Annotated in this window: 11 protein-coding genes and 1 pseudogene; 9 read left to right on the top strand and 3 right to left on the bottom strand. The window is 61.0% G+C overall.

What is annotated here, in order from left to right; genetic code table 11:
• Positions 1 to 60: 60 nt before the first annotated feature.
• A pseudogene (locus tag QF045_RS27770) lies at positions 61 to 816 on the bottom strand (MCP four helix bundle domain-containing protein); the annotation flags it as partial.
• Positions 817 to 971: 155 nt separating this feature from the next.
• On the opposite strand from QF045_RS27770, the gene QF045_RS16180 reads away from it, so the two are divergent.
• Positions 972 to 2,168: a multidrug effflux MFS transporter gene (locus QF045_RS16180; protein WP_306493089.1), complete on the top strand. Its 1,197-nt coding sequence runs from the start codon at positions 972 to 974 to the stop codon at positions 2,166 to 2,168.
• Positions 2,169 to 2,171: 3 nt separating this feature from the next.
• On the opposite strand, the gene xerC is transcribed toward QF045_RS16180, so the two are convergent.
• Together xerC and QF045_RS16170 are read right to left on the bottom strand one after the other, a co-directional pair.
• Complete coding sequence (xerC, locus tag QF045_RS16175) at positions 2,172 to 3,086, bottom strand: tyrosine recombinase XerC (RefSeq protein WP_306493088.1); 915 nt, start codon at positions 3,084 to 3,086, stop codon at positions 2,172 to 2,174.
• A 108-nt stretch (positions 3,087 to 3,194) separates the two neighbouring features.
• Positions 3,195 to 4,007: a M949_RS01915 family surface polysaccharide biosynthesis protein gene (locus QF045_RS16170; protein ID WP_306493087.1), complete on the bottom strand. Its 813-nt coding sequence runs from the start codon at positions 4,005 to 4,007 to the stop codon at positions 3,195 to 3,197.
• 412 nt (positions 4,008 to 4,419) lie between these two features.
• Here QF045_RS16170 and arnC point away from each other — a divergent pair, with 412 nt between their 5' ends.
• From arnC to QF045_RS16130, 8 genes are read left to right on the top strand one after another with little or no spacing between them, the layout of a single operon-like run.
• Positions 4,420 to 5,454, top strand: a complete 1,035-nt coding sequence (arnC, locus tag QF045_RS16165) for an undecaprenyl-phosphate 4-deoxy-4-formamido-L-arabinose transferase (protein WP_306493086.1) — start codon at positions 4,420 to 4,422, stop codon at positions 5,452 to 5,454.
• Entirely contained in the window at positions 5,451 to 7,442 is a 1,992-nt protein-coding gene (gene arnA, locus QF045_RS16160; protein ID WP_306493085.1) for a bifunctional UDP-4-amino-4-deoxy-L-arabinose formyltransferase/UDP-glucuronic acid oxidase ArnA, read from the top strand. The genes arnC and arnA overlap by 4 nt, the downstream gene beginning before the upstream one ends.
• On the top strand, positions 7,442 to 8,326 hold the full coding sequence (arnD, locus tag QF045_RS16155; RefSeq protein WP_306493084.1) for a 4-deoxy-4-formamido-L-arabinose-phosphoundecaprenol deformylase: 885 nt from the start codon (positions 7,442 to 7,444) through the stop codon (positions 8,324 to 8,326). Before arnA ends, arnD begins: the two co-directional genes overlap by 1 nt.
• Positions 8,323 to 9,978, top strand: a complete 1,656-nt coding sequence (gene arnT / locus QF045_RS16150) for a lipid IV(A) 4-amino-4-deoxy-L-arabinosyltransferase (protein WP_306493083.1) — start codon at positions 8,323 to 8,325, stop codon at positions 9,976 to 9,978. The genes arnD and arnT overlap by 4 nt, the downstream gene beginning before the upstream one ends.
• Positions 9,975 to 10,322 (top strand): 4-amino-4-deoxy-L-arabinose-phosphoundecaprenol flippase subunit ArnE, encoded by a 348-nt coding sequence (gene arnE / locus QF045_RS16145; RefSeq protein ID WP_306493082.1) that lies wholly within the window; start codon positions 9,975 to 9,977, stop codon positions 10,320 to 10,322. Before arnT ends, arnE begins: the two co-directional genes overlap by 4 nt.
• Complete coding sequence (arnF, locus tag QF045_RS16140) at positions 10,319 to 10,732, top strand: 4-amino-4-deoxy-L-arabinose-phosphoundecaprenol flippase subunit ArnF (RefSeq protein ID WP_306493081.1); 414 nt, start codon at positions 10,319 to 10,321, stop codon at positions 10,730 to 10,732. Before arnE ends, arnF begins: the two co-directional genes overlap by 4 nt.
• Positions 10,729 to 12,108, top strand: coding sequence for a UDP-glucose/GDP-mannose dehydrogenase family protein (locus tag QF045_RS16135; protein ID WP_306493080.1), 1,380 nt, complete (start codon positions 10,729 to 10,731; stop codon positions 12,106 to 12,108). Before arnF ends, QF045_RS16135 begins: the two co-directional genes overlap by 4 nt.
• Positions 12,108 to 13,730: a glycosyltransferase family 39 protein gene (locus QF045_RS16130; protein ID WP_306493079.1), complete on the top strand. Its 1,623-nt coding sequence runs from the start codon at positions 12,108 to 12,110 to the stop codon at positions 13,728 to 13,730. Before QF045_RS16135 ends, QF045_RS16130 begins: the two co-directional genes overlap by 1 nt.
• Positions 13,731 to 13,978 lie beyond the last annotated feature (248 nt).

Raw genomic sequence — 13,978 nt, 5'->3', positions numbered from 1 at the left:
CACGCCATTGACGCCATGGGCATTGCTGCGCACCACGTCGATCATGCTGCGCAAGTCACGCTGCATGGTGGCCAAGCTGCGAATCAGCGTGCTGGCTTCGTCCTGGTTCTTTGGCTCGACAATCGGTTCGCTCAAGTTGCCATGGGCGATACTGTCGGCAATGCGGCTGGCGGTGCGCAGCGGCCCCATGATGCTCAGGATTACCCAGCGCCCTTGTGCCAGCAACAGTAAAAGGCTGGCGCCCAACACCACGGCGAGCACCCAGTTGGCATTACTGATGGCCTGCCGGGTACCGGTGCTGGTGCCCTGGGTATGACTTTCGATCAGTTCACTCAGCACGGCCAGTTGGTTTTCCAACTGGCTGAATGCGGTGTTGAACGTTTCGATCTCTACACGCGCTGCCTCGGGATTGGCTAGGGCCAATGCAACGATGCGCTCGCCGGCGCTGACATAGGTGTCGAGGCTGGGTTTGATTTTTTCCAGGCTGGCCTTGATCGTGTTGTCCAACGGCAGCTTGAAATTCTCCGCCAGCATCTGACGGAAATGCTCGGCATGCTCCTTGAGCGACGCGTTGACCTCGGCAGGTGTATTCGTGCTTTTGCCCAGCCCCACCAACATCGCGGACAAGACATCGGCACGCAGGGCGTCGTGCATCATGTCGGCTTCCATATGATTGCGCAGTACCGTCATGCTGACTTCATTGTCCTGCACCGCAGCGGCCATGCGGGTGTTTCCCAGGTAGCCTGCCAGGCTCATGATCAAGGCGGTGAGCAGCCCGGTCGCAATCAACAGCATCAAGCGTAGTTTGATCGTCATCTGGTATCCCCATGCCTGGACCGCCGGTTGGGAAACCAACCGTTCGAGCGTCATTAGTAGCGTTATCGGCATCGCTACCCGTTAGTGAAGCCCAAGTTTGCGGATCTGCGTGAATCCCTTAAGCTGGGTGTCTTTTGCTCTGCCCGGACCTGCCAATGCCTCGAAGCATCGCCCACCTCGCCCTGCTGTTGGGCTTGATCACCGCCGTCGGCCCGTTTGCCATCGACGGCTACCTGCCAGCACTGCCAACCCTGGGCGCCAGCCTTCACGCTTCGCCGGCCGCCGTGCAGATGAGCCTGACGGTGTTCTTCATGATCATTGGGGTGTGCCAGTTGTTCTATGGCCCGATCAGTGATGTATTTGGCCGCAAAATGCCGATCTATGCCGGGTTGGTGATCTTTGCCATCGGCAGCATCGGCTGTGCATTGGCGCCGACCATCGAGGTGTTGATTGGCTTTCGCGCGGTGCAGGCATTTGGCGCATGCGCGGGCATGGTGATTCCAAGGGCGATTGTCCGCGACCTGTACACCGGCCCTGAAGCGGCGCGCTTGATGGCCCTGTTGATGCTGGTGATGAGTGTTTCGCCGATCCTTGCGCCCTTGGCTGGCAGCGTGGTGATTTCAATCTGGAGCTGGCGCGAGGTATTTGCGGTATTGGCAGTGGTGGCGCTGCTGTGCCTGGTGATGACGATTGTGCAATTGCCGGAAACCCATCCGGCGGAGCGTCGGTTGGGCAAGACCCTGGGCAACGCGTTCGGCAGCTACGGCGCCCTCCTCCGCGACCCGGTGTTTACCGGCTTGTCGGTGGTCTGCGGCTTTGGCCTTGCTACGTTCTTCGTGTTTATCGGCAGCGCACCCTTCGTGTACATCGAATACTTCGGCCTGACACCGACGCAGTTCAGCCTGTGCTTTGCAGTGAATGCCGCGTCGTTTTTCGCCATGAGCCAGTTGACGGCACGCCTGAGCGCCCGTTTCGGCCTTGCACCGCTGATTCGCTGGTCGGTAATGGCGGTGGCGGCCGTGATGGCGTTGCTGGCGGCCACGACGCTGTGGAGCGATAACCTGGTCTTGATGATGACCCTGCTGTTTATCGGTTTCGGTTTTCTTGGCCTGTTGTTACCGGCCGCCGGGGTGCTGTCGCTGGAAGATCACGGCGCCGTGGCAGGTTCGGCGTCTGCGCTGCTTGGCGCGATACAGATGGTCACTGCCGCGGTGTCCATGACGCTGGTTGGGCTGTTCGCCGACCACACGCCCGCGCCGATGCTGGTGGGCATCGCGCTGTGCGCGGCTGCCGCCATGCTTACGGTAGTCTGGACCCTGCGCCGATTGCCGCCGCACCTGGCGAGCGCTTAGCGCTTACAAATCAAAGCGGTCCACCGCCCGCCGCCGCTCATTGTCATCGCGCACGTCATAGCTGGCGGTGGTCTGGATATTGGTGTGATGGGCCAGCTTCTGGGCAATCGACAGGTCATGCTCCTCGATCACCCGCGTGATGAATGAGCGGCGGAAGTCATGGGGCATGATCTTTACGCCCACCTGGTCGCCGCGCTGGCGAGCGATGTAGTAAATCGCGTGCTTGGTGATGCGCTCACGGGTGATATGGCTGCCGCGCCGGATGCGGTTGAACAAAAAGGTATCGTCCTGCTCGCCTTCCTTGAGCTGCCCGCGACGAAACTCCAGCCAGGCCTGGAGCTTGGCGAATGCCCAGTCCGGCGCGTACTTGACCAGCTCCTTGTTGCCCTTGCCGATCACGCGCAAGCTGCGCTGTTCGAAATCGACCTGCGCCAGGTCCAGGTTGACCGACTCCGACTTGCGCATGCCCGAGCCGTACAGGATGCCAATCACGGCGGCATCACGCAGGCCCTGCGGGCGAGGGTCGGCGGCGCAGATTTCCATCATTTCGCGAATCAGCGTACGGCGCAGGTTGCGCCCCTGCCCCAGGCGTGTACCGGACGCGGCCTTGACCGAACGCATCTTCAGCAGATGCTCCTGGCTGATCAAGCTCATCCGCCACGCTTCGTTCATCACACCGCGCACGGCATTCACATACAGCGACGAGGTGTTCGGCGCATAGCCGTCCTCGCGCAATGCGGCGACCAGGGCGATCACCTGCTCGGGTTGCAGCAGGTGCCAGTCGATGTCTTCGAGGTTGACGTCTTCAAAGCCCAGACGGTCGGCGGCGTCCTGCAGCACATAACGCATGGTCAGCTGGCTGGAGGGCGCCAGGCGGGTGAGGTAGAGGGTCAACGGGTTGCGGATGGACTCAGTCAAGGTAGATCAGCCTTTGGATTAAATATCACAAGCAATCCATTGATTAATCGCGATATTTATTGAATTGGCGAACGCCGAGTCTACCCCAGTATCGGCGCTGTCATCAAATCACGGCGCCACGTCATCCTCTTCCGTGGGCTGCTGCGGCTGGCTCTGGGATTGACTCCAATCGGCGTCCTGTTTGCGCATCAGTGCAAACCAGTGCTGGCGCATGAAGGTCAGATAACCGTCGGGTGCCTTGGCGAAATCCTTCTCGTCGCTGTAGCAGCCTGGCAGCGGCAGCTCCGTGCCCTGCTCCTTGTACTGGCTGACCAACGTCTGCTGCGCGGCCACGCTGCAATCGGTGGGCAGCGGCATGCCGCGCAGAGCGCCGGCGTCCTCGTCCCACCAGGCTGCGCCATAGCGGTCGACGCCGCGCAGGCGATACTTCTCGGACTTGCCAACGTGCATGATCAGTTTGAATTCATTTGGGCTGACGTCGCTGGTACAGGTGCGCGAGTAGCCCACGGTCGTCTGGGTGTTGCCATCACCCAGAAGGTCAGTGACCTTGGTAGCGGCCATGTCGAAGTGCAGTCCGGCGTCGAATTCGCAATGGCGCACATCGTCATAGAGCATCCACACGCGCTTGGGATGCTCGCCCGTGAGCAGATACTGGGCCGCGTAGACAAAAGCCGACTGAGTGCCATCGTCGTCGCGCTCGCTGACCTGTTCGGCCAGCACCAGCAGGTTCTTGCCTTGGTGGTCGTCCCAGGTATAGGCGGCGATCTGCTTGCCGCGCACTTCAATGCCCTCCGGCACCTGGTCAACGCTGGCCAGGGCCACGCTTTCGTCGGCCCGCGCCGCTGTGGCACAGACAACGCACACCAACAATCCCATCAACATCGGCCGCAACTGGCCGCGTAAAAGCTGCACGCTATTCATCCGAGTACCCTGGCAAGAGATGGCTTACTTTACCGGCACTTGAAGGGCAATGCAGAGAAGTTTGTTGAATACCTGCAGGGGCGCCTGCGAACGCCTGGATCAAGTGAACCAAACACCCGCCGGCCCGTTCCTATCCGACTGAAAACGCACAGGGTTTAACGCCTTGCTCACATTGCTGAACCCTAGCTGTCTACCTGTCAAATAAACGAGTTTTTCATCCGCCTTTCATATTCGTTGAACATTTTTGCGCTTAACCTTGTATGCAACACTTCAGAGCAATCCTTGGTTTATCGACTAACCTGTTGATTACTCATTATCTTTAGCGCCGCGTCGTACTCTGCGGGCTGTGGTTTTGCCCAATAATCGCTGCTGTTTTCGCGCTCCAAGTTGCTTTAGCCGAGGTCATGAATCTTTGAAACCCTACCCTATTCATTGCGTATCGATCGTTATCCCGGTCTACAACGAACAAGAGAGCCTGCCCGAATTGCTGCGCCGTACGACGGCTGCCTGCACGCAGCTGGCCTACGCCTACGAAATCATCCTGGTGGATGACGGCAGCCGCGATAATTCGGCGCAATTGCTCGAAGACGCCGCCGCCGAAGAGGGTAGCAACGTGGTGGCGGTGATCCTCAACCGCAACTATGGCCAGCACGCCGCGATCATGGCGGGTTTCGAACAGTGCCGCGGCGAAGTGGTGATTACCCTCGACGCCGACCTGCAAAACCCGCCCGAAGAAATCCCGCGCCTGGTGGAGCAAGCCGCCCTGGGCTACGACGTGGTCGCCACGGTGCGTAACAACCGTCAGGATTCGGCGTTTCGCCGCTGGCCTTCGCGCCTGATCAACCTGGCCGTGCAGCGCTCCACCGGCGTAGCCATGACCGATTACGGCTGCATGCTGCGCGCCTACCGCCGCACCATTGTCGACGCGATGCTGGCCTGCCGTGAGCGCAGCACTTTCATCCCGATCCTGGCCAACGGCTTCGCCCGTCACACCACGGAAATCCTGGTGCACCATGCTGAGCGTGAGCACGGCGAGTCCAAATACAGCGCCATGCGCCTGGTCAGCCTGATGTTCGACCTGCTCACCTGCATGACCACCACGCCGTTGCGCCTGCTGTCCATTGTCGGCTTCAGCCTGGCGGCGCTGGGTGTGCTGTTTGCCTTTGCGCTGATCGTCATGCGCCTGGCCTTCGGTGCCGACTGGGCGGGCGACGGCCTGTTCGTACTGTTTGCGGTGCTGTTCGTGTTCACCGGTGGCCAGTTCATCGGCATGGGCCTGCTCGGTGAGTACCTGGGGCGCATGTACAGCGATGTGCGCGCCCGCCCGCGTTTCTTTATTGAAAAAGTGCTGCGCAACCAACCGGCAGCACCGGCTCCCGTGGTCGTCGTTGATGGCCTGGTGTCTTCCCATACTTCTACTTCTTCTTCCGATCAGGTTCAGTCATGAGTTCAAAAGCCGTTGTATTCGCCTACCACGATATTGGCTGTGCAGGTATTGAAGCCCTGCTCGCTGCGGGTTATGACATTGCCGCCGTGTTCACCCATGCCGATGACCCCAAGGAAAACAACTTCTACGGCTCCGTCGCCCAACTGTGCGCCCGTAATGGCATCCCGGTGCACGCTCCGGAAGACGCCAACCACCCGCTGTGGGTCGAGCGCATCGCCAAGCTGAACCCGGATTTCATCTTCTCGTTCTATTACCGCAACCTGCTGAGCGAACCTCTGCTGGCCCTCGCCCGCCAGGGCGCCTACAACCTGCATGGTTCGCTGCTGCCCAAATACCGTGGCCGTGCACCGGCCAACTGGGTGCTGGTCAACGGCGAGACCGAAACCGGCGTGACCCTGCACCGCATGGTCAAACGTGCAGATGCCGGCGCGATCCTGGCCCAGCACAAGGTCAGCATCGAGCGCAGCGACACCGGCCTGAGCCTGCACGCCAAACTGCGTGAGGCCGCCAGCCACCTGCTGCGCGACGCCCTGCCGCAACTGGCCCAAGGCAAACTGGCTGAGACCGCTCAGGACGAAAGCCAGGCGACCTGCTTCGGCCGTCGCACCGCCGCCGATGGCAAGATCGACTGGAAAAAGCCTGCAGAAGAGCTGTTCAACCTGGTGCGTGCCGTGACTCAGCCCTACCCGGGCGCATTTTGCGCCGTGGGCGAGCACAAGCTTATCGTTTGGCAGGCTGACGTGGTCAAGGGCAACGAAGGCCTGGCGCCGGGCCGTGTGATCAGCGTCAACCCGCTGCGCATCGCCTGTGGTGAAGACTCGCTGGTGGTCAAATTCGGCCAGCGCAACGACAACGGCCTGTACCTGGCCGGCCCGTCCCTGGCCGATGAACTGGGCCTGGTGGACGGCTCCGTGCTGCGCGGTGCCGAGTCCGGCCGCAAGCCGCGCCGCACCCGCGTGCTGATCCTGGGGGTGAACGGCTTTATCGGTAACCACCTGTCCGAGCGCCTGCTGCGCGACGACCGCTATGAAGTCTACGGCCTGGATATCGGCTCCGATGCCATCGAGCGCCTGCGCAGTCACCCGAACTTCCACTACGTGGAAGGCGATATCAGCATCCATACCGAGTGGATCGAGTACCACATCAAGAAATGCGACGTGGTGCTGCCGCTGGTGGCCATCGCCACGCCAATCGAATACACCCGCAACCCGCTGCGCGTGTTCGAGCTGGACTTCGAGGAAAACCTCAAGCTGGTGCGATACTGCGTCAAGTACAACAAGCGCGTGATCTTCCCGTCGACCTCCGAAGTCTATGGCATGTGCCAGGACCAGTACTTCGACGAAGACACCTCCAACCTGGTGGTGGGCCCGGTCAACAAGCAACGCTGGATCTACTCGGTCTCCAAGCAACTGCTCGACCGCGTGATCTGGGCTTACGGCGACAAGGGCCTCAAATTCACCCTGTTCCGTCCGTTCAACTGGATGGGGCCACGCCTGGACCGCCTGGACTCGGCGCGTATCGGCAGTTCCCGTGCAATCACCCAACTGATCCTGAACCTGGTGGAAGGCACGCCGATCCGCTTGTTCGACGGTGGCGAGCAGAAACGTTGCTTCACTGACATCGCCGACGGCATCGAAGCCCTGGCGCGCATCATCGATAACGACAAGGGCGTCTGCGACGGCCAGATCATCAATATCGGCAACCCGGAAAACGAAGCCAGCATCCGTCAGCTGGGCGAAGAGCTGCTGCGTCAGTTCGAAGCTCACCCGCTGCGCGGCAACTTCCCCCCGTTCGCCGGTTTCCGCGACGTGGAAAGCAAGGCGTTCTACGGCACCGGTTACCAGGACGTGGCGCACCGCAAGCCAAGCATCGAAAACGCCAAGCGCCTGCTGAACTGGGAGCCGAGCGTGCAGATGAGCGAAACCATCGGCAACACGCTGGACTTCTTCCTGCGTGAAGCAATGCTTGAAATAGCGGACAAAAAGTAATGAAGGCAGGTCTTCGCATCGACGTCGACACCTACCGTGGCACCCGTGAAGGTGTGCCGCGGCTGCTCGAGTCCCTGGACGAAGCCGGGATTAAAGCGACGTTCTTCTTCAGCGTCGGGCCGGACAACATGGGGCGCCACTTGTGGCGTCTGATCCGCCCGCAGTTTCTGTGGAAAATGCTGCGTTCCAACGCCGCCGGCCTGTATGGCTGGGACATCCTACTGGCCGGCACTGCCTGGCCGGGCAAGCCGATTGGCCGCGACCTGGGGCATCTGATGCGCCAGGCCAAGGCCGCCGGGCATGAAGTGGGCCTGCACGCGTGGGATCACCACGGCTGGCAGGCCAACACCGGGCGTTGGAGCGATACACAGCTGGTCGAGCAGATCCGACGCGGCGTGGACACCTTGAGCGACATTCTGGGTGAGCGTATCGACTGTTCAGCGGCGGCCGGTTGGCGCGCCGATGAGCGCGTGGTGCAAGCCAAGCAAGCCTTCAACTTTCGCTACAACAGCGATTGCCGGGGCACCAGCCTGTTTCGACCGACCCTGGCCGATGGCAGCGCGGGCACCCCACAAATTCCGGTAGACCTGCCGACCTTCGACGAAGTCGTCGGGCCGGTAGTGGCTGCCAAAGATTTCAACACCTTCATCCTCGACCGGTTCAACGCGTCGAAGCTGAACGTCTACACGATCCACGCAGAAGTAGAAGGGATTTTGATGGCCCAGGATTTTCGCCAATTGCTCGCCCAGGCGGGACAGCGCGGCATCGACTTCACCCCCTTGGGCGAGTTGCTGCCCGCCGATGTCACCACCCTGCCCCAGCAACAGCTGGTGCGCGGCGCCTTGAGCGGCCGCGAGGGTTGGCTCGGAGTGCAGCAGGCATGATCCGGCGCTGGGCATTGCCCTTGCTGCTGTTGGCCTTTGGCGTGTTTTACCTGCTGCCGCTGGCGACTCACGGCCTGTGGATTCCCGATGAAACCCGCTACGCGCAAATCAGTCAGGAGATGCTGCTGACCGGCAAGTGGGCCTCGCCGCACTTCATGGGCATTCGCTACTTCGAAAAACCGGCAGCCGGCTACTGGATGATCGCGCTGGGCCAGGCGATTTTCGGTCAGAACCTGTTCGGCGTGCGCTTTGCATCGGCCTTGAGCACCGGCTTGAGCATCCTGCTGGTCTACCTGGTGTCCCGCAGGTTGTGGAACGACCCGCAGAAAAGCCTGGTCAGCAGCGTGCTGTACATGAGCTTCGTCAGCGTGGCGATGCTTGGCGGCTACGCCAACCTGGACCCGCAGTTCACCTTCTGGGTCAACTTGACCGGCGTTGCCTTGTGGTTCTGCTTCGACAGCCATACACGCCGTGCGCGGTTGTGGTCCTGGGCCTTACTGGGCCTGGCCTGTGGCATGGGGTTCATGACCAAGGGCTTTCTGGCCTGGTTGCTGCCGGTGTTGATCGCCGTGCCCTACGCCCTCTGGCAGAAACGTTCGATTGAACTGTTCAAGTTCGGCCCGGTGGCCGTGGCTGTGGCGATCCTCGTCAGCCTGCCATGGGCGTTGGCGGTCCACCTGCAGGAGCCGGATTACTGGCACTTCTTCTTCTGGCATGAGCATATCCAGCGCTTTGCCGGTGAAGATGCTCAGCACGCCGAACCGTTCTGGTATTACCTGCCGTTGCTGGTGGCATTCGCGCTGCCCTGGGTTGCTCTGCTGCCGTCCAGCCTCAAACAGGCGTGGCAGGACAAACGCCTGCCGAAAACCGCGTTCCTGCTGCTGTGGCTGCTGATGCCCCTGGCATTTTTCAGCCTGGCCAAGGGCAAGCTGCCCTCCTACATCATGCCGTGCCTGTTGCCTTTGGCCTTGCTGATGGGTTCGACCCTGAGTGACAAGCTCGCCCAAGGCCATGGCCGTTTACTGCGCATCAACGGTTGGCTGAACCTGGGGATCGGCGTGCTCGCCCTGTTGGCACTCCTGTGGTTCCAATTAAAGAAACCGGTGTACGAGCCCGGTGAAGAAACCCTCAGCCTGGTGCTGGTGTTTACCTGCTTGTTCGGCTGGATCCTGGTCAACCTGCTGCAGGCGGCACGCCCATTGAAATGCTGGGCCGCACCGCTGATCGGCAGTGCCTTGCTGGTTGCCCTGGTGCCCGCCGCGCTGCCCCATTCGGTGGTTTATAACAAAACCCCGGATCAGTTCATCATCGATCACGCTGAAGAACTCAAAACTTCCGTGGCACTGTTGAGCAATGACCTGGGCGCATCGGCGGCGTTGTCATGGCGCCTGAAACGGCCCGACATCACGCTGTACAACACCTCTGGCGAGGTGAAATACGGCCTGGCCTATGCCGATAGCGCCCAGCGTCTGGTCGACCGCAATGCTATCCAGGCCTGGATGGCAGAAACCCGTCGCAGCGGCGCGGTAGGCGTGGTGATGCGCGTCAACAGCCAAGGCGAAAAAGAAGAACTCGCCCTGCTGCCCGCGGACGGCAAGCGATACACCCAAGGCAATATCGTGATCCTGATTTTCCCGCAGGTCGCGCCATGATCACCTTGCTTCTCTTGCTCGCGGCCTGCCTGCTGACCTGCATGGGCCAGGTCTCGCAAAAATTCGCCGTGGAAAGCTGGCGCGAGTTGCCCGGCGGCTGGGCGCTGAAGCTGCGCTCACCGTGGTTGTGGTCGGCGCTGGTATGCCTGGGCCTCGGCTTGCTGGTGTGGCTGCTGGTGTTGCAGCGCCTGGAAGTAGGCATTGCCTATCCCATGCTCAGTCTGAACTTTGTGTTGGTCACGCTGGTGGCGCGCTTCGTGTTCGCTGAACACATTGATGGCCGCCACTGGCTGGGCGTGGTGCTGGTCATTGCCGGCGTCGTGCTGCTGGGGCGCCAGGTATGAGCCGGATGCGCGGTTTCGCCCTGGCCCTGGGCAGCGTCGGCCTGGTCAGCACCGCCCAACTGGGCATGCGCTGGAGCATGACTCGCCTGCCGTTGCCGGATCAGTGGCTGAGCGCCTTGAGTGCCGGCAGCATCGACCTGGGCGCGCTGGGCGTGGTGAGCCTGGCGATCCTCGCCTATGCGCTGTCGATGCTTTGCTGGCTCGGCGCGCTGAAGCACTTGCCCCTCGGGCGCGCCTACTCGCTGCTCAGCATCAGCTACGCGCTGGTGTACCTGCTGGCCGCCTGCCTGCCGGTCTTCAACGAACATTTTTCGTTTGCAAAAACCCTGGGGGTGGCCTTGGTCGTCCTCGGAGTACTGGTTATCAACTCTCGTCGTGCTAGCACCTCAAGTCCCAGGAATACCCCATGAAAATCAGTGTATTTGGTAGTGGTTACGTCGGTCTGGTACAGGCCACCGTATTAGCCGAAGTCGGTCACGATGTTATTTGCATGGACGTTGACCGGCACAAAGTCGAGTCGCTGCAGAAGGGCCACGTGACCATTTTCGAGCCGGGCCTGGCGGCCATGGTCAAGGAAAACCTGGAAAGCGGACGCCTGCATTTCACCTACGACGAAAAACTCGCCGTCGAACATGGTGAAGTCCTGTTCATTGCGGTGGGCACGCCGTCGGATGAAGACGGTTCGGCCGATCTCAAATATGTGCTGTCGGTGGGTGATGCGGTAGCCCGCCATCGCGTCGCGCCAGTGATCCTGGTGGAGAAGTCCACCGTGCCTGTGGGCACCGGCGATACCCTGCGCGATCACATGAGCAAAAAACTGCAGGCCGCAGGCCGTGAGCTGCAATTCGATATCGTCTCCAACCCGGAATTCCTCAAGGAAGGCTCGGCCGTCGCCGACTGCCGGCGCCCGGACCGCATCATCATCGGCTGCGAGCGCGAAGAAGTGCGCGAAGTGATGCGCGACCTGTACGCCCCGTTCAACCGCAACCATGACCGCATCATCTTCATGGACGTGCGCAGCGCCGAACTGACCAAGTACGCCGCCAACTGCATGCTCGCCACCAAGATCAGCTTCATCAACCAGATCGCCGAGCTGGCCGAACACCTGGGCGCCGACATTGAAGCCGTACGCCTGGGGATTGGTGCCGACTCGCGCATCGGTTACCACTTCATCTACCCAGGTTGCGGCTACGGCGGTTCGTGCTTCCCCAAGGACATGCGCGCCCTGATCCATAGCGCCAAGCAAGCCAATTGCTCCAGTGACCTTTTGGAAGCCGTGGAAGCGATCAACCAGCGTCAGAAAAGCAAGCTGTTCGAGCGCATCAATGCATTCTTCAAGGGTGACCTGCGCGGCAAGACGTTCGCCTTGTGGGGCCTGGCGTTCAAGCCCAATACCGACGACATGCGTGACGCACCGAGCCGGGTGTTGATGGAAGCCTTGTGGGCCGCCGGCGCCCAGGTACGTGCCTTCGACCCCGAAGCCATGCAGGAAACCCAGCGCATCTATGGCGACGACCCACGGTTGATGCTGATGGGCACGCCGGAGTCCACCCTGGGCGGCGCCGATGCGCTGATCGTCTGCACCGAGTGGCAACAATTCAAGGCACCGGATTTCGACCTGATCCACCAGCGCCTGAAAACCCCGGTGATCTTCGACGGTCGCAACCTGTATGACGGTGAGCGCCTGACGCGCAAAGGCTTCAAATATTTCCCGATCGGCCGTGGTGACTCCTGCCAATTGCCGATCCCCCAGCAAAACTGGGTGCCACAGGCCAAGGCAGGCTGATGAACAAGGCTCACCCGCCCCTGCTCACCCCAACGATCCGTCGACAGTCACTGGGTTTGGGGCTGTTGGCGCTGCTGCTGTTCATCGCGGGTAACTGGGATCAGGCAATTATCGGGTTCGACTCACGCTTCGTGCTGTTTGCCCAGGAAATGCTGCGCCATGGGCCGAGTTTCTTTCCGACCACGTACGGCCAGCCCTATGCCGACTACCTGGCTACCTCGACCCTGCTGACCTGGCTGTTGTCCCTGCCCTTGGGCCAGGTCACCAGCCTCACTGCCTGGCTACCCAGCGCTGTGGCTTCGGCGGCCATCGTGGTGCTGGTGTATCGGCTTACCGCGCCCTACTCCCAGCGCTGGGGCCTGCTGAGCATTGCAATGCTGTTGCTCAGCAGCACCTTTATCAGCGAAGCCCGTGCCGTTTCCCTGGACCAGATGCTCGCGGCCGTGACACTGGCGGTGTTCTACCTGGGCTATGCCCATGAGCACTTTGGCGCGGCAAAGCGCCTGCACTGGGTGTTTGCGTTGTTGATACTCGGTTTTGCCATTCGCGGGCCGATTGGCCTGGTGATTCCCACCGGGGTGCTGTGCAGCTATTACCTGATCAACCGTCAATGGCGCCAACTGTTCAGCTTCGGGCTGTTGGCGTTGGCATTGCTGGCGGCGTGTATCGGCCTGCTGTTGCTGCTGGCCAAGCTCAGCGGTGGCGAAGACTTCATGCATGACGTGATTCGCATGCAGTTTCTGGGGCGCATGGATGGCAGCGAAGGCTCCGGCGGCGCGCTGTACTACTTCACCAGTTCCCTGGGCAACTATGCGCTGGCCTATCCGGTAGCGCTTCTGGTGCTGGTGGCCGTGATCAGCGGCGGCCGCCGAACGCCCGACCCGGCGTTGAAGCTGGTGCTGTACTGCGCGGCGGCGGGTGTACTGGTGATGCTTGGCTTATCGGTGCCCCAGGCGAAAAAGGCGCGGTACATCCTGCCGATGCTGCCGATGGCTGCAATCATTGCCGCGTATCCGTTTCAAGTCGCTCAGGGTCGTTTATTCAGCGTATTGCGCGGTTTGATGCTGGTGGTGTGGACGCTGCTACCCGCGGTGTTGATCGTCGGCCTGATCGCTGCGCGCCGGCGTTTCCCGGAACCGCTGGCCGATCTCGAAGTGATCTTCGGCGTACTGGCGGTGCTTCAAGTGCTGGCATTGCTGGCGCTGTTCACGTCTCGACTGCGCGCGGTCGGTCCGGCATTCGTCGCAGTGGCGGCCATCTGGACCACTTACATCACAGTAATCGAACCCTTGGAGCGTAGCCTTTACGACACCCGCACCTTCACCCTGGCGGCCAAGGCCCGGATCCTGCAACAACCGGCGCCTTTGGTACTGCATGGGTTGGGCAAAGACGCCAAAGCCATCAAGTTCATGGTCAACTTCGATTGCGACAAGGTTCCGCTGTTCACCCAGTTGCCCGCCGAGCTCGCGCCTATTCAGGCGCCGGCGTGGCTGGTGATGAGCCAGCCTGACTTCGAAAACCTGGCTGACCCACGTTTGCGTTCACTCACGCCAACGCTGACTGGGGCGTTCGATAAGACCCCTTATGTGTTGCTGCATTTGGAGAAAATTCCGTCTCCTTGAGTGCGATGTCAGCTGCCCCGTACGAAAAAACGCCCACGCACAAACCCGTGGGCGTTTTTCATCATGACCATCAAGAATGCACCTACAACACTTTGCGTAACTGCCAGTGCACTTTGCCTTCCGGCGGCTGGAACCCAAATGTAGACTCGCTTGCCAAGTGCATTAATTATTTACCACCCGCATCGGGGTGTGTCCGGGTCAGTTCTGGTCCGCGACCCTGCATAACAACAAGGAGGGCAATGCCGTGG

The organism is Pseudomonas sp. W4I3, from assembly GCF_030816195.1.
Lineage (GTDB): Bacteria > Pseudomonadota > Gammaproteobacteria > Pseudomonadales > Pseudomonadaceae > Aquipseudomonas.
Note: the sequence above shows the minus strand (reverse complement) of the source record. Positions and strands in the feature narration are given on the sequence as shown.

Coding starts and splice junctions, on each gene's coding strand:
- arnA (WP_306493085.1), top strand. CDS start 5,451: ATGAGTTCAAAAGCCGTTGTATTCGCCTACCACGATATTGGCTGTGCA.
- QF045_RS16135 (WP_306493080.1), top strand. CDS start 10,729: ATGAAAATCAGTGTATTTGGTAGTGGTTACGTCGGTCTGGTACAGGCC.
- QF045_RS16130 (WP_306493079.1), top strand. CDS start 12,108: ATGAACAAGGCTCACCCGCCCCTGCTCACCCCAACGATCCGTCGACAG.
- arnE (WP_306493082.1), top strand. CDS start 9,975: ATGATCACCTTGCTTCTCTTGCTCGCGGCCTGCCTGCTGACCTGCATG.
- QF045_RS16180 (WP_306493089.1), top strand. CDS start 972: ATGCCTCGAAGCATCGCCCACCTCGCCCTGCTGTTGGGCTTGATCACC.
- arnD (WP_306493084.1), top strand. CDS start 7,442: ATGAAGGCAGGTCTTCGCATCGACGTCGACACCTACCGTGGCACCCGT.
- QF045_RS16170 (WP_306493087.1), bottom strand. CDS start 4,007: ATGAATAGCGTGCAGCTTTTACGCGGCCAGTTGCGGCCGATGTTGATG.
- arnT (WP_306493083.1), top strand. CDS start 8,323: ATGATCCGGCGCTGGGCATTGCCCTTGCTGCTGTTGGCCTTTGGCGTG.
- arnF (WP_306493081.1), top strand. CDS start 10,319: ATGAGCCGGATGCGCGGTTTCGCCCTGGCCCTGGGCAGCGTCGGCCTG.